The following is a 17,892-nucleotide window of genomic DNA, read 5'->3' on the forward strand; positions in this document are numbered from 1 at the left end:
ATTTCCCTGCGAAGGTCGCGCCCAAGCCGAAAATTGTAAACAATTTCATATAGCGGGTGTTGCGATGACCATGGCTGCCGCGATCGAGGGTCAAACGGCGGAAGCAACGGCGTGGTCGAAGCCGAGCCACATTGCCGGCATCGACATCATCCACGATCTCGCCGCCGCGGAAGCGATCTGGCGCGGCCTCGAAAGCCCAAAACAATCCTTCACATCGTATCAGCGCTTTGACTTCGTCGCCGCATGGCAGCGCGATGTCGGCGCGCGCGAAGGTCTCGTCCCCTTCATCGTGATTGCATTCGATGCCGAGCGCCGGCCGCTGCTGCTGCTGCCGCTGGCGCTCCGGCATGCGTATGGCGTGCGCAGCGCCGGCTTCATGGGCGGCAAGCACTCGACCTTCAACATGGCATTGTGGGACAAGGATTTCGCCGCGAACGCGACGCCAGCCGATCTCGAGGCCTTGATCGCGGCCTTGGCGGAACGTTCCGAAGCCGATGTGCTCGCGCTGCATCAGCAGCCCCTGCGCTGGCGCGATCTGCCGAACCCGCTGGCGCTGCTGCCGCACCAACCCTCCGCCAACGACTGCCCGTTGCTGACGATGGAACCGGGCGCAACGCCCGCGACGCTGGTCAGCAACTCTTTCCGCCGTCGCCTGAAGGGCAAGGAGCGCAAGCTGCAGCCGCTGCCCGGCTATCGCTATCACGTCGCGACCGAAGACGCCGAGATCACGCGGCTGCTGGACTGGTTCTTCCGCGTCAAGCCGTTGCGGATGGCCGAACAGAAGCTGCCCAACGTGTTCGCCGAACCCGGCGTCGAGGATTTCATCCGCAACGCCTGCACGACGCGGCTCGTCAACGGCGGAAGGGCGATCGACATCCACGCGCTCGATTGCGACGAAGAGGTGATCGCGATCTTCGCCGGCGTCGCCGACGGTCATCGCTTTTCGATGATGTTCAACACCTACACGATGTCGGGCAATTCGAAATACAGCCCCGGCCTGATCCTGATGCGCGACATCATCGACCACTTCGCCGCACTCGATTATCGCGCCTTCGATCTCGGCATCGGCTCGGACGAATACAAGCGGCTGTTCTGCAAGAGCGACGAACCGATCTTCGACAGTTTCATTCCCCTGAGCGCACGCGGCAAGATGGCCGCCGCGGCGATGTCCGGCCTCAACCGCACCAAGCGCATGGTGAAGCATAATCCGGCGCTGCTGGAGATGGCGCAAAAGCTGCGCAGCGCGTTCCGCTAGCGTGATCACATTAATCCGCGCGACGCATTTGCACTGTCTTTCGTCATCCTGAGGTGCGCGCTCTTGCGCGCCTCGAAGGATGAGTACGGCCCGTGGCCCATCCTTCGAGGCTCGCTCCGCTCGCACCTCAGGATGACGTCCCGCGCAAATCTCTGATTCAATTTTCAAAGAGCCCAGCCGTCATTGCGAGCTAATGGTTCGGCGCAAACGCGCGCCCTCTCCTCCGTCATTGCGAGCCACCGGGTCGCGCGAATGCGCGCCCGAAGACAGGCTCCGCGAAGCAATCCATCGCACCGCGGAAAAGGAAGAATGGATTGCTTCGTCGCTTCGCTCCTCGCAATGACGAACCCACACGCACGTTCACGATCTCGCCGCGCAGTGCGCCCGAGTCGTGCAAGCTAACTTTCGCCCTCGAAAACAGAGGGCGCAGGGAAAGCCGGATGCACGCTGCACCCGCGGTCTCGCGTGCAAGATGTGCATAAGAACACGCACACGAGCATACAGGTTCAGCGGAGGCTATCCGGCCTTCCCTGCGCAATGGTTTGACGGCTTATGCCGCGCTCTCCCCGGCGACGAATTCGTCTTGTCACCGTCATCGGCGAATTGGCGATGTGTCCGCGCCCGGTTGGGCCGAGACGTCTCCGCCGACTTGACACCAGCAACGGGTGCCAGGACCACACGGTTTTGCCGTACGCCGCAACATCGTTCGTCTGCGCGCTGTCATCGCTCACGGGAAACCCGCCCTGCGATCCCTTGCGCGCTCAACGCTGCCGCGTCCACCGCATCCCGTTCCAACGTTCGTGACGATGGCCAACGCCCCTCTTCCGGAACGGGACGGCGGGATTTCTACCGGTGATTTGGGTCGGTTGAAAACAGGAATATTTTCTCTACAGCCTCTTGACAAGAAAATCTGATTTGCCCGTCGGGCAGCAATTGTGGGATGGGTACCACCGACGTACTTTATCTGGTTCGCGAGTTGGAGAAGTCCAATGACACTCGGTCCCATCGAAGCCGTGCGGGTGTTCACGACAAAACTCGCCGAGGCGCGGCGCTTTTATCCGGACACGCTTTACCGGAGGTTCTTGCCAACGAAACGATAGCCATGTTCGATACCGGTCAAGCCAAACTCATTGTCGAATATGTCGACCCCGGTGATCCGGAGGCCGCAGGCCTGGTAGCCCGCTTCACGGCATTCTCCTTTACCGTCACCAACATGGAGGCGACGCTGAATGACCTTCGGAAACTCGGGATTGAATGGCTCGGCATAGCAGAGCGTCAAACGTGGGGCGGTCTGCTCTCCCACTTCAAAGACCCTGACGGCAACATCCTCACGCTTGTCGAATATCCCTGATGTGGCAATCGCGCGGCCGCCGCAATCGTACTTCGGAATCCGTCAGGGCGGCTATTGCGATCCGATGCGCGTAATCCGCCGATCGGCGAACGCGCGACGATCATTCGACATGCGGCGTAGGATCACACATGATGCGCTCGCGTCAGCGGCATGGCGGATTACGCCTTCCGCCTTCGCTCCTTGAGCGAGGGCGGACGGGGTTGGCTCCAATCCGCCCTGGGCTCTGTTTCTGATTTACATACGCAGCCCCGCCCGCTGCGCCGGTTCCTCCGCGCGCGGGGACCCCCCTCACGTCAACCACCGTCAGCGTATCGCGCGATGGTCAACGTACTTAGTAGCCTGATTTGGCCTTTGCACTGCCAGTCGTTTTTTCGGTCGCCGTTCCACTCGACATGCCGGTCGTGGTGCCGGGCGCCATCTTCTTCTGCGCATGATGCATCTTGTGGGGATTGTGCATCTTGTCGGTCTTTTGGGTCGACACCGCGCCTGCGGCCGTCGGAGCGACGATGAGGCCAACCGCGACCGCTCCCGCCATGAGTGCTTTGAACATGACGAATCTCCTGTCAGTTTGCCCCAAGGAAAACCGGCGGATTGATAAAAAGTTCCTTTTGCGCACGCTCACTCGGCCGGAAAATGCTCCGCGTCGCGGATTGGAGGCGACCTCGTCCGCCCTACGGCTTGCGGTCTCTGCCGCGTTCTCACGCCGCCACGACGCGCGGGCCCACTTCAACCGCGTCCATTGCCTGGCACGGCCCGCTCAGCATTGTCACTTCGGAGAAGCCGACCGCGCGGAGCTGATCGCACATCAGCATGCGGGCCTCCTCTGCCATCGAGGCGTCCGGCACCACCACGGCGCACGCCTGCGCGGTCAGCAGTTCCGCCGGCAGGTCGGAGGCGGCGCCGGCATCCAGCAGCACGTGGTCGTAGACCCTGAGCAGCGCGTCGATCGCAAGCATCAGGCGCGGCGACTGCAGCAGCGCGCGGTCGAAACCCGGACGGCCGGCGCTGACGAGATGGACCCGCGACAGCCGGTCCTTGGTGATGATCTGCGCGAACGAGGCTTCGCCCTGCATCAGTTCCGCAAGGCCCGGTGCAGTCGGATCGGCCGACACCGCGGGGATCGTCAACGACGATGCCGCAAGATCGACCACCACGACCTTCATCCGGCGCGACATCAGGCGGGCCAGTGTCAGCGCGGTTAGCGTAATGCTCTCGCTCGCGGCGGTGCCGAGCACCGTCACCTTGTGCGCCGATGTGCCGGCATCGACGAGCGTCTCGGCCAATTGCTCGATTTCGCCGATGGCTGTCGCGACCTCGATCTGCGGCTCGCGCAACGCGGGCTCCGGCTCGGATTCCTGCTCAAGTCCGGATTCGGGCTCAGGCTCAAGCGCGGGTTCGGCGTCGGCTTCGACCGCCGGCGCACGGACCGGCGTGCGCCGTGCCGCCGCTGACGGCGCGAATACGGCGACCGCGCGCGGCGCGGTCATGCGCAGCAACTCGCCGGTCACGATCGCGCCGGCCGAGAGCAGCAAGGTTGCCAGCGTCGCAATCAGCACGATCGGCAGCTTCTTCGGATAGGCCGGCGTATTGGAGACGGTGGCGCGCGAGATGATGCGGCCATCGGCCGGCGCCGCCTCGATATTCTCGCGGGTATTGGCCTCGCGGTATTTCGCAAGATAGGATTCGAGGAGATCGCGCTGCGCCTTGGCTTCGCGCTCGAGCGCGCGCAGCTGGACATCCTGGCCGTTGTTCGAGGACGCCTGCTTCTTCAATTGATCGAGGCTGGCGCTCAGGCCCTCGACCCGGCCGCTGGCGATGCGTGAATCATTGTCCAGCGAGCGGGAGACCTTGCCCGCCTCCTCGCGGATCTGGCGATCGATGTCGGCAAGCTGGGCCTTCAACTCCTTGATGCGCGGATGGCCGTCGAGCAAGGTCGAGGACTGCTCGGCCAGCTGCGCGCGCAGCGTCACCCGCTGTTCGGAGAGGCGGCGGATCAGTTCGGAATTGAGCACTTCGGAAGCCTCGATCGGCTTGCCGCTCTGAAGCATTTCCTTGATCAGTCGCGCCTTGGACTCCGCGTCCGACTTCAGCGCGCGGGCGTTGTTCAATTGCGTGTTCAGCTCGCCCATCTGCTGGTTGGAGAGCGTGGTGTTGTTGGTGCCGACGAACAGGCTCGACTTCGAGCGGAAATCCTCGACGCGCGATTCGGCGTCCGCGACCTTCTTGCGCAGGCTCTCGATCTCGGCCGCCAGCCACTGGCCGGCGGATTTGGCCTGCGCCTGCCGCGCACCCTGCTGCAGCACCAGATAGCCCTCGGCGATCGAGTCGGCGACGCGCGCCGCAAGCTCGGGGTCGCGCGACTGGAATTCGACGACGACGACACGCGACTTGTCGACCGCATACGCCGTGAAGCGGTCGTAATAGGCGTCGAGCACGCGCTCTTCCGGCGTCAGCGAGAACGGATCGCGCCCGATTCCGAACAGCGCCAGCAGCGACCGCAGCGGTGAAAGGCCCCGCAGCACCGGATCGAATTCCGGCCGTTCGGCAAGCTTGTTCTTCCTGATGATCTCGCGGGCGAGATCGCGCGACTGCAGCAACTGCACCTGGCTCGTCACCGCCTCGGCGTCGAGCGCATTGCGTTCCTCGCTGCGCTCGCCGTTCGGCCGCAGAAACACGTTCTCGCGGCCATCGATCAGGATGCGCACTTCCGATTTGTAGCGGGGGGAGACGATATTGACGGCGGCGATCGACAGCACGGCGGCGAGCACCGTCGGGACGATGATCCAGCTCCGCCTGCGCATCAGCGCCTGACCGAGCGCGTGCAAATCCAGATCGCCGGACTCCGGCGTTGCGACCGGCTTTGCGACAACCGGTTCGGAGGCAACGGGCTTGGAGGCAACGGGCTTGGAGGCAACGGGCTTGGAGGCAACGGGCGCAGGCTTCGAAATCACCCGCTGCACCACCGCCCTGTACTTGCCCGTACGCCAGAACGCTAAACGCATCGCACACTCCCGCGAACGCAACCAATCAGCTTGAACCGGGCCGATTACACTCCATTAAGGTTGCCGCTGGGTTAATCCGGGCATTTTGCGAGCGGAAGCATGGCCGCCGAAGGCCGCGGTCATGTTTTGTTAACCATGAAAGCCCTTAATCGCGCCGATACTTTTTCGGGATTCTCGTAATGCGAGGCGTGCTCGCCCCTTTTTCATGTCTGGCCGCTGCGCTCGTTCTGTCGGGCTGCATGGGCCGGACCGCGCCGGTGGCGGTCGCGTCTCAAAGCAGCCTCGACACCATCGCCTACGGTCAATCCTACGCGGCAGCGCCCGCCCCGATTCCCGTGGCCTATGCCGAACCCGCCCCGGTTCGGTATGACGCGGCCTATCATCTCGACGCCGGCGATAAACTGCGCGTCGTGGTCTACGGCCAGGAAGGCCTCACCAATACTTACGCCACCGATGCCGGCGGCGCGATCACGATGCCGCTGATCGGGCCGGTGCCGGCGCGGGGACGGACGCCGGCGGGGCTCGCTGCCGAGATTGCAGCCAAACTGCGCCGCGGCTTTATTCGTGATCCGTCGGTCGCGGTGGAGATCGAGGCCTATCGGCCGTTCTTCATCCTCGGCGAAGTTGCCGCACCCGGCCAATATCCCTATGTGCCCAGCATGACGGTTGAGAGTGCGGTGGCGATCGCCGGCGGCTTCTCGCCGCGGGCGCGGCGCGACAGCGTCACGCTGACGCACACCGACGAGTCCGGAACCGGGCGCTTCGTGGTGCCGCCCGGCACGCCCCTCAGCCCCGGCGACACCGTGCTCGTCGGCGAACGCTGGTTCTGATCATGCCTTTGGTCGAAGGTCAGCCGCTTCGTATCCTGCACGCGACGCGCGCCCCGGTTGGCGGCATCTTCCGCCATATCCTGGATCTCGCCAACGGTCAGGCCGACCGCGGCCATCACGTCGGCATCATCGCCGACAGCCTCACCGGCGGCGAGCGCGCCGAGCAGGCGCTGGCGGAGATCGCGCCGCGCCTCAAGCTTGGCGTTCATCGCGTTGCGATCCGCCGCGAACCATGGCCCTCGGATGCGCTGGTATGGGCGTATTTCCTGCGCCTGGTCCGCCGGTTGAAGCCCGACGTGCTGCACGGACACGGCGCCAAGGCCGGCGCTTTCATCCGGTCGAAAACCGCCTCCAGTGACACCATCAGGCTCTATACGCCGCACGGCGGTTCGCTGCATTACCCGCGGACCACGATCAAGGGGATGCTCTACAGCCGTCTCGAACGCGCACTGATGAACGCGACCGACCTGTTCCTGTTCGAAAGCGCATTCGCGCGCGACACCTATCAGCGCACCATCGGCGTCCCCAAGGGGCTGGTGCGCTGCGTGTTCAACGGCGTCACCGCCGATGAATTCGATCCGGTCGTGAAGGCCGCGGACGCGACCGACCTGGTCTATGTCGGCGAATTCAGGCACATCAAGGGGGCGGACCTCCTGATCGACGCGGTGGCGCGGCTGCGCGCCGACGGCCGGCCGGTGACGCTGACGCTGGCCGGTGACGGCGAGGAAAGCGCCAACCTGAAGGCCCAGGTGCAGCGGCTCGGCCTTGGCGAGGCGGTGCGGTTCATCGGGCACGTCAAGGCGCGCTACGGTTTTTCCAAGGGCTCGCTGCTGGTGGTTCCGTCCCGCGGCGATTCCATGCCCTATGTCGTGATCGAGGCGGCGGCGGCCGGAATTCCGATGGTGGCCGCCAATGTCGGCGGCATCCCGGAGATTTTCGATACCCACACCGACGCGCTGTTCGCGCCCAACATCGCCGCTGCAATGGCCGACGCCATCGAGAGCGCGCTCGAGGATCCGGCCGCAGCCCAGGAACGGGCCAGGTCGCTGCGTGAACGAATCTTCCTGCATTTCTCGCAGAAGGCGATGGTCGAAGGCGTGCTGGCCGGCTACCGCGACGCGTTTGCCAATCGTTAACCGTTCTTTACCAACGTAACTGTTTCTTCCGATTTGTCCCTTAATGCGAGAGGCGGGGAATTCCGCCTCGGCAGGCACGTCCCTATGTGTCGCTGCAAGAACGGGACGTGGACAAATTGGAACCAATTAACGCTCGCTCAATGTTGGACGCTGCGGCCGCCGCGACGGCCGATCGCCCGCAGGTCGAACGCCGCCGCCGGCTGACGCCGGCCGCCCTCGCCGTCACCAACCAGAAAGTACGCGGCGCCTATTCGCCGATCGTGATCGCGGGCGCCGTCCGCCTCGCCGACTTCATCCTGCTCAGCCTGATCGGCGTCGCGCTCTATTTTGGATACGTGTCGCGGCTGGCGGGCTTTCGCTGGGAATATGTCGCGGCGATCTTCGCCATGGCCGCAACCGCGGTGATCTGCTTTCAGGCCGCCGATATCTACGAAGTCCAGGTGTTTCGCGGCAATCTCCTGCAGATGGCGCGGATGGTTTCGTCCTGGGCCTTCGTGTTCCTGCTGTTCATCGGCGCCTCCTTCATCGTCAAGCTCGGCAGCGAGATTTCGCGGCTCTGGCTCTCGACGTTTTTCTTCGCTGGCTTGGCGGCGTTGATTGCCGAACGCGTGTTCCTGCGGGCGATGGTGCGCGGCTGGGCCCGTCAGGGCCGTCTCGACCGCCGCACCATCGTGGTCGGTGCCGACCAGAGCGGCGAGCAACTGGTCCAGGCGCTGAAGACCCAGGACGATTCCGATATCGCCGTGCTCGGCGTGTTCGACGACCGCAACGACGATCGCGCGCTCGACACCTGCGCCGGCAGCCCAAAACTCGGCAAGGTCGACGACATCGTCGAATTCGCCCGCCGCACCCGCGTCGACCTCGTCTTGTTCGCGCTGCCGATTTCGGCGGAGACGCGGATCCTCGAAATGCTGAAGAAGCTGTGGGTGCTGCCGGTGGATATCCGGCTTTCCGCCCACACCAACAAGCTGCGCTTCCGTCCCCGCTCCTATTCCTATCTCGGCGAGGTGCCTACCCTCGACGTGTTCGAGGCGCCGATCACCGACTGGGACCTGGTGATGAAATGGCTGTTCGACCATGTCGTCGGCGCGCTGGTGCTGCTCATGGCGCTTCCGGTGATGGGACTGGTCGCGCTCGCGATCAAGCTCGACAGCCCGGGCCCGGTGCTGTTCCGCCAGAAGCGGTTCGGCTTTAACAATGAGCGTATCGACGTCTTCAAGTTTCGCTCGCTGTATCATCATCAGGCCGATCCGACGGCTTCCAAGGTCGTGACCAAGGACGATCCCCGCGTCACCCGCGTCGGCCGCTTCATCCGCAAGACCAGCCTCGACGAATTGCCGCAGCTCTTCAACGTCGTGTTCAAGAGCAACCTCTCGCTGGTCGGTCCCCGCCCGCACGCCGTGCAGGGCAAATTGCAGAGCCGGCTGTTCGACGAGGCCGTCGACGGTTATTTCGCGCGTCACCGCGTCAAGCCCGGCATTACCGGCTGGGCGCAGATCAATGGCTGGCGCGGCGAAGTCGACACCGACGAGAAGATCCAGAAGCGCGTCGAGTTCGATCTCTATTATATCGAGAACTGGTCGGTGCTGTTCGATCTCTTCATTCTGCTCAAGACGCCGCTGGCGCTGATTTCGAAGAACGAGAACGCTTACTGAGGTTTTGGAAGGACGTCATTGCGAGCGCAGCGAAGCAGTCCACGCCTCCGCACGTGGGTAAATGGATTGCTTCGTCGCGGAGCCTGTCATCGGGCGCGCATTCGCGCGACCCGTTGGCTCCTCGCAATGACGGTAGTGGTATCTTTTGTAGAGTTTGCGTGAGTGTGTAATGGCGTATGCGGCGACAGCCGAAAATTTGCATCCCTCGGCGACGGCTGCGCCCGGCGTGCTCGCCTTGCAGCGCGCGCTGGTATGGCTGGTCGGCGCATCCGGCGCCATCGTCTTCATCGAACCGAGCCCCTATGAGCTGGTGACGCTCACCGCCTTCGTGATCTTCTTTGCCACCGGCCTGCGGATGCGGCTGGTGTTCGTGCCGGTGCTGCTGCTGCTGTTCCTGCTCAATGTCGGCTACACCATCAGCGCGGTCGCGGTGATGGATCGGCCCAATGTCGGCAACTGGATCGCAACCTCCTGGTACATGGCGGTCACCGTGATGTTTTTCGCGATGGTCGTCTCTGAGGATACCGCAGCGCGGCTCGATATGCTCAGACGCGGCCTAATCGTCGGCGCAATGATCGCGTCGGCGGCGGCGCTCGTCGGCTATTTCAATCTCGTCCCCGGCGGGCACGGCCTGTTCACGCTCTACGAACGCGCCAGCGGCACCTTCAAGGACCCCAACGTGCTCGGCGCGTTCCTGATCCTTCCCGCCTTGTTCGCCCTGCAAAGCGTCGTCTCGGACAAATTCCGAAAGTCGTTGCGCAACGCGCTGGCGTTCGGCATCATGTCCCTGGCAATCCTGCTGGCGTTTTCGCGCGCGGCCTGGGGCGGCCTCGTGCTGACCTCGGCCTTCATGCTGGCGCTGATGGTCCTGACCAGCCGCTCGCAGGCGCAACGCTCGCGCATCATCGTGATGGCGGTCGCAGCCGTCATTCTCGCCGCCGCGCTGGTCGCGGTGCTGCTGTCGTTCGATTCCATCGCCGACATGTTCAAGCAGCGTGCGAGCTTCGACCAGAGCTACGACGAGGGCCGCTTCGGCCGCTTCGGCCGCCATATCCTCGGCGCCGACATGGCGCTCGATCTGCCGTTCGGGATCGGGCCGCTGCAGTTCCACAACTACTTCCCCGAAGACACCCACAATTCCTATCTGAACGCGTTCATGTCCGGCGGCTGGCTCTCGGGCGTCTGCTATCCGGCGCTGGTGTTCGTCACGGCGATGACCGGGTTTCGCTACATCTTCGTGCCGCTGCCCTGGCAGCGCACGTATCTCGCGATCTTCGCGGCCTATCTCGGCACCGTCGGAGAAAGCTTCATCATCGATACCGACCACTGGCGGCATTTCTGGATGATGCTGGGCGCGATGTGGGGCCTGTTCGTCGCCGCCGAGCGCTACAAGGTCACTAGCGATCACACGTTCAGGGAGCCGTTGCAGGCTTCCTAGACGGCGCGTTGCCCGCAAGCGGGGCGAGGTAGGAAAGCGTTACTTCTCTACCGTGAATGTCAGCCCGGCGTTGTCGACCAGACGTTTGATCAGCTTGTGCCCCATCGCGGCGCCGGGCGTCCAGATTCCCGCAGGAACGTCCGGCGTGTCGCGCAGCAGGCAGATGGCACATTCCGAGATCATCTTGCAGGTCGAGCCATAGCCGGGATCGCGATCGCCCTTGACTGCCGCGCGCGCCTGCTTCCCATCGGGAGCGAAGGCGACGAACAGCAGATCGTACATGCCGCTCTCGCGCTCCTGCTTCGAAGGACCCTCGCCCGGCTTCGGTCCGCTGGATGGCCCCATCTTCTCGGCATTGATGGCGGCGGTAACGCGCCTGGCGGTCTCTTCGCCCTTCTCGCCGGGGCCCGTCAGCATCATCTCGTCGTAGACGAAATCCCGGCCGTAGGGAAAGCCCATCAAGACGTTGGAGCGGTGCACGTTGCGGGTATTGATAGTCGACATCGGAAACGGCGCGGTCCAGGAATCCAGTTCCTGATCCAACAGCGGCCGGTTGCCCGGCGGCTGCTTCGGGCCCTCAAAACCAGGTGTCAGCGCGAACGGATTCCGCAACAGCGCCACCAGGCTGAGATCACGCGCCGTCGCCACGAAGCTCGCCTTCATGCTCGCTGCCGTGCCACCGGAGTGCTTCAAGTCCATGGCGCGGACGCGGCCCTTGACGCGGCTGGCCGGAGCGCCGAACATTTTCTTCGCCTCCTCCTGCACACAGAACACGCCGAGCTCGAACGGCAGCGAGTCGAAACCGCAAGAGAATACGATGCGCGCACCGGTCGATTTGGCCGTCGCCTCGTGCTTCTCGATCATCTCGCGCATCCACAAAGGCTCGCCGCAGAGATCGAAATAGTCCGTTCCCGACGCCACACAGGCCGCAAGCAGGTCGGTGCCGTAGAGCTGATACGGACCGACGGTCGAGATCACCGATTTGGTCTGACCGACCATCGCCTTCAGCGAGGCGGGGTCGCCAGCGTCGGCGACGATCAAGGGGGTATCTGCCGACGCGCCGATCGCATCGCGCACCGAGGCGAGCTTGTCCTTGCTGCGTCCGGCCATCGCCCATTTCAGATTGGCGTCGCCCTCGTATTGCGTGGCGAGATATTCGGCGACGAGCTGGCCGGTAAAGCCGGTGGCGCCATAGACGACGATGTCGAATTTCGGCGAAGACATACTCTGATTTCTTAAAAGAAGACGCTCGAAAATAGAGCTACTTTTCAACGCCAAATGTCAGCCCGGCGTGGTCGACCAGGCGCTTGATCAATTTGTGCCCCATCGCGGCGCCGGGCGTCCAAAATCCCGCGGGAACGTCCGGCGTGTCGCGCAGCAGGCAGATCGCGCATTCCGAGATCATCTTCGAGGTCGAGCCATAGCCGGGATCGCGATCGCCCTTGACTACCGCACGCGCCTGCTTCCCGTCGGGAGCGATGGCGACGAACAAGAGATCGTACATGCCGTTCTCGCGCTCTTCTTTCGAAGGCCCCTCGCCCGGCTTCGGTCCGTCCGAGGAGGCCCCGATCCGCTCGGCGTTGACGGCTGCGACGACGCGTTTGGCGTTGGCTTCGCCCTGCTCTCCCGGACCGGTCAGGACCATCTCGTCATAGACGAAGTCTTTGCCGTACGGAAAATTCATCAACATATTGGAGCGATGCACGTTGCGGGTGTTGATGCTCGCCATCACGAAGGGCGCCGCCCACTGGCCCATATCCTCGTCCAGCGCGGGCTTGTTGGCTCGTGGCTGCTTCGGGCCTTCAAATCCGGGCGTCAGCACGAAATGATTCTGGAACATCGCAACCAGGCTCAGGTCTTTCGCCGCCGCCGCGAAACTCGCCCTGGCGCTCGCCGCGGTGCCGCCGGAGAATGTTCCCTTCATGGCGCGGACGCGGCCTTTGACGCGGTTGACCGGCGCGCCGAAAACCTTCTTCGCTTCCTCCTGCGCACAGAACACGCCGAGTTCAAAAGGGATCGAATCGAAGCCGCAGGAAAACACGATACGCGCGCCGGTCGATTTCGCCGTCGCCTCGTGTGCATCGATCATCTGGCGCATCCAGACCGGCTCGCCGCTGAGGTCGAAATAATCGACCCCCGCCGCAGCGCAGGCCGCAACCAGATCGGAGCCATAGAGCTGATACGGGCCGACGGTCGTGATCACCGATTTGGCCTGCGCCACCATCGCCTTCAGCGAGGCCGGATCGCTGGCATCGGCCACGATCAAAGGCGTATCCGCGGGCGCGCCGATCGCATCGCGCACGGTGGCGAGCTTGTCCTTGCTGCGGCCGGCCATTGCCCATTTCAGATTGGCGTCGCCCTTGTAATGGGCGGCGAGATATTCGGCGACGAGCTGGCCGGTAAAACCGGTGGCGCCATAGACGACGATGTCGAATTTCGACGAAGACATATTTGGTTCCTTTGAGACTTCTCGTCATTGCGAGGAGCAAAGCGACGAAGCAATCCACACTTCCTTCGTAGCTATGGATTGCTTCGCTTCGCTCGCAATGACGGCTTCAAGCCGCTTCTAGCGCTATTTTTTGGCGTAGGAAACGCCCATCCCGGCGCGGACGTCGGCCTGAATGCCGTAGGGCGCGATCGGATAGCGCAGACCGTTTTTGGCAAGCTGTTTCATGCCGACGATGGCCTTGGCGAGATGCGCCGGCTGCAGCGCCATCAGCATTTCCTCATCGGGCACGCCGCCATAACGGCGCTCGGCGAAGCACGGCAGCGACAGCGAGGGCTCGCCGGTCTTGAGCGCCCGCCCCCATGAATCGGCGCACGCGGTCTCACCGACCACGCCCCATTCGAACTTCTTGTAGCCGGTATATTGCAGGCCGTTGATCAGGATGATCATCTGGCCCGGCGTCGCGTAAACCAGACAAATATCGGGCGGGTTGAGCCGGCCGCTTACGAGCGGACTGACCGCCATCGCCTGGTACCGGCCATAGGGCACGACGTCGAGCGCCTCCTGGCGCTTGCGCGCATCCTCGGCGGTGCCATGCCAGACGCCGACATAGTTTTCGCCGGCAAGCCATTTGTCGTCCTGGGGGCTGAGGCCGATCACCGCGCGGCATTGCGCGCCGACGAGATCGTCGCCGGTGATGCCGACGGTCCAGCCCAGCCGCGATGCCATGCTGACGATCTGATCGGTGGTATGAACGGCGGTCGGACGCCTGATCTTCGGGATCGCCGCCATCTCCTCCACGGCTGCGAACATCTTGATGCCGATCACGGTGGTCTTCAGCCGCAGCAAGGCGTTCAGATCGTCCACCATACCGGACAAATCGAATTGTTCCGGCGGCGATTGCTGTTGCATGGCGTCAACTCCCAAATCGGCGAAACCTTGCGGGCCTGTTTGCGGCAATTCTAGCCGCATTGACGATCGGTTGCGACCTACTTCAGGGCGGGTCCCGGCAGCAAATCGTCGATCTTGCCGGTGGCCCGGTAGGCAATCAGGCCCATCCATTCGCGCACCGCGAGATCCGTTCGTCCCAATCCGTCAACGGCCACGTCCGTAAACGCAAAGAGATCGCCGCGCCCGCCGACCCGCCAGTCGACCGGATAGGGCTCGACGGCAAATCCCGCTTTGCGAAACAGGCCGACCGATCGCGGCATGTGGTAGGCCGATGTCACCAGCAGCCAGCGCTCGCCCTCCTTCGGCGCCAGCAGCGCCTTGGAGAACTCGGCATTTTCAAGCGTGTTGCGCGACCGCCGCTCCATGGTGAGCCGCGATTTGGCAATGCCGAGGCTTTCGAAGACCGCGCCAGCGTAGTCGGCTTCCCTTGCATCGTTCGAGATCAAGCTCGCGCTGCCGCCGGAGAAAACCACCCGCGCATTCGGATAACGAAGCGCCAGCGCCGCCGCGCCGATGATGCGGTCGGCCGAGCTGCGCACCACCGTGGTGCCATGCGCCGCCGAAAGGTCCGCATCGATCGATCCACCGAGCACGATGATTCCGTCCGGCGCGCCGCGCGCCGCATCCCATGGCGGAAAGCGCGATTCCAGCGGATAGAGCAGAAGGTTTCCGAGCGGCGAATAGGCGCAGATCGCGAGCAGCACGAGCGCTGATATCGCAAGCTTGCGGCCCAGCGACGCAAAGCGCGTAGCCAGCAGGATAAGCCCAACCAACCCGATGCCGATCAAAAAGTTCGCCGGCAGCATCATGTGGCCGAGCGTCTTGGAGAGTACAAAAAACAAGGGAAATTCTCTTTTGAGTGGACGCTGCGCCGAACCTCGGATTCACTGTCATACGCGGGCTTGACCCGCGTATCCATCTATCTTCACAAGAGGCTTGTTCAAAAAATGATGGATTGCCGGGAGCGCAGACGCAGTCTACGCAGCCAGACTACTATGCCCGGCAATGACAAATAGAAGACAATTACGCAGACAAGAAAGCTCCTCATGACCCATCATCACCTGCATTCCAGCCCCGAAACCTGCCACTGGGGTTTTTTCGAAGCGAAATTGAAGCCTGTTCTGACCATCGCCAGCGGCGATGAGGTCACGGTCGATACCGTCACCGGCGGGCCGGACGTGGTACCCGACAGAAGCAAATTCCATATTCCGCCCGAGCTTGCCGATATTCATGCCCGCAGCGAGCGGATGGTGCCCGGCCATATCCTGACCGGCCCCATCGCGATCGAAGGCGCCGAGCCCGGCGATGTACTGGAGGTGGACATCCTCGACGTCCAGCTCAGGCAGGATTGGGGCTACAATTTGATCCGTCCGCTGGCCGGCACCCTGCCCGACGATTTCCACGAAACGCGGCTCCTGAACATTCCGCTCGACCGCGAGCGGATGGTCGGCCGGCTGCCATGGGGGCTCGATCTGCCGCTCGCACCGTTCTTCGGCGTGATGGGGGTTGCGCCGCCGCCCGCCTGGGGCCGCATCACCTCGCTGATCCCGCGCGCGATGGGCGGCAACCTCGACAACAAGGAGCTCGGCGCCGGCGCCAAATTGTATCTGCCGGTGTTCGTGCCGGGCGCGCTGTTTTCCTGCGGCGACGGCCACGGCGTGCAGGGCGACGGCGAAGTCTGCGTCACCGCGATCGAGACCGCGCTGCAGGGCCGCTTCCGCCTGACGCTGCGCAAGGACATCAGGCTCGACTATCCCCGGGCGGAAACGCAGACGCATTACCTGACAATGGCGATGGACCCCGACCTCGATCAGTGCGTGGTGCGGTCGCTGCGCGACATGATCGCCCTGCTCGGCGAAAAGCGAAACCTGTCGCGCGAGGACGCCTACACGCTCTGCAGCCTGGCTGCGGATTTGCGGGTGACGCAGACCGTGAACGGGTCAAAGGGCATTCATTGCATGATCGCAAAGACGGTCGTGCACGGGTAGCTCCCAAACGTCATTCCGGGGCGATGCGCAGCATCCAACTTCGATGTGCAATTGCACATCGGAGTTCGCTCGCTTCGCTCCCGCCCCGGAACGACAGGGACCCTCATCCCAGCCGCCAGCCGACCTCCTCGGCAAAGCTCTGATGAAATTCCGGCGTGTAGGCTTTTTCCGGGGTTTGCCGTACGCGCTCGTCGAGCCGGTGCGCGTCGTCGCCGACCAGGATGCGCCAGCGTTCGGCCTTGACGCCGTCGAGGATGATTTTTGCCGCGGCCGCCGCCGTGGTTGGCGCCTCGTCGTGGAATTTTTGCGCGCGGTCGAGCGCGATCTGCTGGATCTGGTCATCCGACATCGGAGCCACGTCGATGCCCATGCCCTTCAGCCGCTGGCGCGTCTGCACGATCTCGTTCGGCGTCAGCTGGTCGGAGCCGTTCTGCACCTTGCGCGAGTTGGAGACGATCGAGGTGCCGATATGACCGGGCATCACCACCGAACATTTGATATGCGGCGCGTTGAGCCTGAGATCGTTCATCAGCGCTTCGGTAAACCCCTTCACGGCGAATTTGGCGGAGCAATAGGCGGTGTGCGAGACGCCGAGGCCGACCGACGCCCAAAACCCGTTGACGCTGGAGGTGTTGACGATGTGGCCCTCGTCAGCCTTCACGAGCAGCGGCAGGAAGGTGCGGACGCCGAGATAGACGCCGCCCCAGCAGATGTTGAAGGTCCGCTCCCACTGCTCGCGCGTGTTGGTGAACAGGCTGCCGCCGCCGCCGATGCCGGCATTGTTGAACAGCAGATGGATCTTGTCGGTCGCCTGCTGCTCGATCAGCTCGTCGCGAAACCGCAAAAACTGGTCCTCGATGGAGACGTCGGCGACATGGGTGGTGATGCACAGCCCCTGCGGCAGCCTTTCGACCTCGCACAGCCGCTTGGTCTCGGCCATCGCCTCGGCGGAGACGTCGCACATCGCGACATTGCAGCCCTCGGCGACGAGCTGGCGCGCCAGCTCGCGGCCCATGCCCGTACCGCCTCCGGTGATGACAGCAATCTTTCCGGCAAAATCCTTCATGGAGATCGCGGCTCCCTTCTTTTCTGTTGTTGGTTTTTCTGTTGTTGTTTTCACGAGCCGCGCGCGGGGCCCGGCCGAAGTCTAGCATTCCGCCCCGGCCGGTAAAGCTCTTTGCCGTCACGGCATGACGGGTCACAAGATGTCCGCGCCACGGAAAACCCGCGTGCTGCCCTGCTCCGCCACTCGCCGCGATCTACATCCCCGACTTCATCATCGCCATGTGCGAGCCGTGCATCATGTGCATCATCGCCATTTCGCATCCGCGCGTGCCGTCCCCGCGAGTTGGTCGCCACAGGTTCACCGGAACACCCGGCCTTCCCTGCGCGATGAATGTGGCACAGCGCAGCATCGCGCGAACTCTGTGCCCAACATCACAGTTTTCGGGATCAGGCCATGCCAGACATCAAGCATCGGCGAGCGAGGGAAAATATTCGCCGGGCAACCCCACGGACCCGAGAACCCAAGGAGAGATAGGATGCAAGTCCAATCGCAGCGGAAGTCATCCAAGGAACTGAAGACCATCGAAGTCTCCAACGAATTAACCGAGGACGTGTTGGGCAATGTCTCGGCAGGTGCATTCAACGCATTCGCGAGGTTTGGGGATATCAAAGGCGAAAGCACCGACAAGGATCACAAGGACTGGATCGAGATTTTGAGTTACAACCACTAGATAAACGCTGGAAGTCCGCCATTGCGAAAACCGCGGGCGCGCATCATCCGCGCGCTCACGGACGCCTTGCGCACGAACCCTTGTTCGGGCGCCGAGGTTGGTTT

The 17,892-nt window shown here is 63.3% G+C and carries 15 protein-coding genes; 8 read left to right on the forward strand and 7 right to left on the reverse strand.

Features of this window, described 5'->3' with window-relative positions:
* Nucleotides 1–64: 64 nt before the first annotated feature.
* Together NL528_RS26120 and NL528_RS26125 are read left to right on the forward strand one after the other, a co-directional pair.
* Nucleotides 65–1,255: a GNAT family N-acetyltransferase gene (locus NL528_RS26120; RefSeq protein ID WP_309177332.1), complete on the forward strand. Its 1,191-nt coding sequence runs from the start codon at nucleotides 65–67 to the stop codon at nucleotides 1,253–1,255.
* Nucleotides 1,256–2,195: 940 nt separating this feature from the next.
* Nucleotides 2,196–2,606, forward strand: a complete 411-nt coding sequence (locus tag NL528_RS26125; protein WP_309177333.1) for a VOC family protein — start codon at nucleotides 2,196–2,198, stop codon at nucleotides 2,604–2,606.
* Between the two features lie 331 nt (nucleotides 2,607–2,937).
* Here NL528_RS26125 and NL528_RS26130 read toward each other — a convergent pair whose 3' ends face one another.
* Both NL528_RS26130 and NL528_RS26135 read right to left on the reverse strand, forming a co-directional pair.
* Entirely contained in the window at nucleotides 2,938–3,156 is a 219-nt protein-coding gene (locus NL528_RS26130) for a hypothetical protein (RefSeq protein ID WP_309177334.1), read from the reverse strand.
* Between the two features lie 148 nt (nucleotides 3,157–3,304).
* Nucleotides 3,305–5,608 (reverse strand): exopolysaccharide transport family protein, encoded by a 2,304-nt coding sequence (locus NL528_RS26135; RefSeq protein WP_309177335.1) that lies wholly within the window; start codon nucleotides 5,606–5,608, stop codon nucleotides 3,305–3,307.
* A 179-nt stretch (nucleotides 5,609–5,787) separates the two neighbouring features.
* Here NL528_RS26135 and NL528_RS26140 point away from each other — a divergent pair, with 179 nt between their 5' ends.
* The 4 genes from NL528_RS26140 (at nucleotide 5,788) to NL528_RS26155 (ending at nucleotide 10,667) form a co-directional block, all read left to right on the forward strand.
* On the forward strand, nucleotides 5,788–6,438 hold the full coding sequence (locus NL528_RS26140; RefSeq protein WP_309177336.1) for a polysaccharide biosynthesis/export family protein: 651 nt from the start codon (nucleotides 5,788–5,790) through the stop codon (nucleotides 6,436–6,438).
* 2 nt (nucleotides 6,439–6,440) lie between these two features.
* Complete coding sequence (locus NL528_RS26145) at nucleotides 6,441–7,574, forward strand: glycosyltransferase family 4 protein (RefSeq protein ID WP_309177338.1); 1,134 nt, start codon at nucleotides 6,441–6,443, stop codon at nucleotides 7,572–7,574.
* A 140-nt stretch (nucleotides 7,575–7,714) separates the two neighbouring features.
* On the forward strand, nucleotides 7,715–9,229 hold the full coding sequence (locus NL528_RS26150; RefSeq protein WP_309177340.1) for an undecaprenyl-phosphate glucose phosphotransferase: 1,515 nt from the start codon (nucleotides 7,715–7,717) through the stop codon (nucleotides 9,227–9,229).
* Nucleotides 9,230–9,398: 169 nt separating this feature from the next.
* The gene (locus tag NL528_RS26155) at nucleotides 9,399–10,667 is read left to right on the forward strand and encodes an O-antigen ligase family protein (RefSeq protein WP_309177341.1); all 1,269 of its coding nucleotides are present in this window, start codon (nucleotides 9,399–9,401) and stop codon (nucleotides 10,665–10,667) included.
* Between the two features lie 39 nt (nucleotides 10,668–10,706).
* On the opposite strand, the gene NL528_RS26160 is transcribed toward NL528_RS26155, so the two are convergent.
* The 4 genes from NL528_RS26160 to NL528_RS26175 all read right to left on the reverse strand — a co-directional run bounded on the left by NL528_RS26160 (nucleotide 10,707) and on the right by NL528_RS26175 (nucleotide 14,906).
* The gene (locus NL528_RS26160) at nucleotides 10,707–11,891 is read right to left on the reverse strand and encodes a saccharopine dehydrogenase NADP-binding domain-containing protein (RefSeq protein ID WP_309177342.1); all 1,185 of its coding nucleotides are present in this window, start codon (nucleotides 11,889–11,891) and stop codon (nucleotides 10,707–10,709) included.
* A 37-nt stretch (nucleotides 11,892–11,928) separates the two neighbouring features.
* Complete coding sequence (locus tag NL528_RS26165) at nucleotides 11,929–13,116, reverse strand: saccharopine dehydrogenase NADP-binding domain-containing protein (RefSeq protein ID WP_309177343.1); 1,188 nt, start codon at nucleotides 13,114–13,116, stop codon at nucleotides 11,929–11,931.
* A 123-nt stretch (nucleotides 13,117–13,239) separates the two neighbouring features.
* The gene (locus NL528_RS26170; RefSeq protein WP_309177344.1) at nucleotides 13,240–14,025 is read right to left on the reverse strand and encodes a DUF169 domain-containing protein; all 786 of its coding nucleotides are present in this window, start codon (nucleotides 14,023–14,025) and stop codon (nucleotides 13,240–13,242) included.
* Nucleotides 14,026–14,102: 77 nt separating this feature from the next.
* Nucleotides 14,103–14,906 carry a YdcF family protein gene (locus NL528_RS26175; protein WP_309177345.1) on the reverse strand — a complete coding sequence of 268 codons (804 nt, stop codon included), beginning with the start codon at nucleotides 14,904–14,906 and terminating at the stop codon, nucleotides 14,103–14,105.
* 204 nt (nucleotides 14,907–15,110) lie between these two features.
* On the opposite strand from NL528_RS26175, the gene NL528_RS26180 reads away from it, so the two are divergent.
* Nucleotides 15,111–16,052: an acetamidase/formamidase family protein gene (locus tag NL528_RS26180; RefSeq protein WP_309177346.1), complete on the forward strand. Its 942-nt coding sequence runs from the start codon at nucleotides 15,111–15,113 to the stop codon at nucleotides 16,050–16,052.
* Nucleotides 16,053–16,155: 103 nt separating this feature from the next.
* On the opposite strand, the gene NL528_RS26185 is transcribed toward NL528_RS26180, so the two are convergent.
* Nucleotides 16,156–17,118 carry an SDR family NAD(P)-dependent oxidoreductase gene (locus tag NL528_RS26185; RefSeq protein ID WP_309177347.1) on the reverse strand — a complete coding sequence of 321 codons (963 nt, stop codon included), beginning with the start codon at nucleotides 17,116–17,118 and terminating at the stop codon, nucleotides 16,156–16,158.
* A 475-nt stretch (nucleotides 17,119–17,593) separates the two neighbouring features.
* On the opposite strand from NL528_RS26185, the gene NL528_RS26190 reads away from it, so the two are divergent.
* Nucleotides 17,594–17,788, forward strand: a complete 195-nt coding sequence (locus tag NL528_RS26190) for a type VI secretion system tube protein Hcp (protein ID WP_309177348.1) — start codon at nucleotides 17,594–17,596, stop codon at nucleotides 17,786–17,788.
* Nucleotides 17,789–17,892 lie beyond the last annotated feature (104 nt).

This window comes from Bradyrhizobium sp. Ash2021 (assembly GCF_031202265.1).
Taxonomy (GTDB): domain Bacteria; phylum Pseudomonadota; class Alphaproteobacteria; order Rhizobiales; family Xanthobacteraceae; genus Bradyrhizobium.

Excerpts from the sequence above, each read along its gene's own strand:
- NL528_RS26120 (WP_309177332.1), top strand. The coding sequence starts at position 65 with ATGACCATGGCTGCCGCGATCGAGGGTCAAACGGCGGAAGCAACGGCG.
- NL528_RS26125 (WP_309177333.1), top strand. The coding sequence starts at position 2,196 with ATGGGTACCACCGACGTACTTTATCTGGTTCGCGAGTTGGAGAAGTCC.
- NL528_RS26130 (WP_309177334.1), bottom strand. The coding sequence starts at position 3,156 with ATGTTCAAAGCACTCATGGCGGGAGCGGTCGCGGTTGGCCTCATCGTC.
- NL528_RS26135 (WP_309177335.1), bottom strand. The coding sequence starts at position 5,608 with ATGCGTTTAGCGTTCTGGCGTACGGGCAAGTACAGGGCGGTGGTGCAG.
- NL528_RS26140 (WP_309177336.1), top strand. The coding sequence starts at position 5,788 with ATGCGAGGCGTGCTCGCCCCTTTTTCATGTCTGGCCGCTGCGCTCGTT.
- NL528_RS26145 (WP_309177338.1), top strand. The coding sequence starts at position 6,441 with ATGCCTTTGGTCGAAGGTCAGCCGCTTCGTATCCTGCACGCGACGCGC.
- NL528_RS26150 (WP_309177340.1), top strand. The coding sequence starts at position 7,715 with ATGTTGGACGCTGCGGCCGCCGCGACGGCCGATCGCCCGCAGGTCGAA.
- NL528_RS26155 (WP_309177341.1), top strand. The coding sequence starts at position 9,399 with ATGGCGTATGCGGCGACAGCCGAAAATTTGCATCCCTCGGCGACGGCT.
- NL528_RS26160 (WP_309177342.1), bottom strand. The coding sequence starts at position 11,891 with ATGTCTTCGCCGAAATTCGACATCGTCGTCTATGGCGCCACCGGCTTT.
- NL528_RS26165 (WP_309177343.1), bottom strand. The coding sequence starts at position 13,116 with ATGTCTTCGTCGAAATTCGACATCGTCGTCTATGGCGCCACCGGTTTT.
- NL528_RS26170 (WP_309177344.1), bottom strand. The coding sequence starts at position 14,025 with ATGCAACAGCAATCGCCGCCGGAACAATTCGATTTGTCCGGTATGGTG.
- NL528_RS26180 (WP_309177346.1), top strand. The coding sequence starts at position 15,111 with ATGACCCATCATCACCTGCATTCCAGCCCCGAAACCTGCCACTGGGGT.
- NL528_RS26185 (WP_309177347.1), bottom strand. The coding sequence starts at position 17,118 with ATGAAGGATTTTGCCGGAAAGATTGCTGTCATCACCGGAGGCGGTACG.
- NL528_RS26190 (WP_309177348.1), top strand. The coding sequence starts at position 17,594 with ATGCAAGTCCAATCGCAGCGGAAGTCATCCAAGGAACTGAAGACCATC.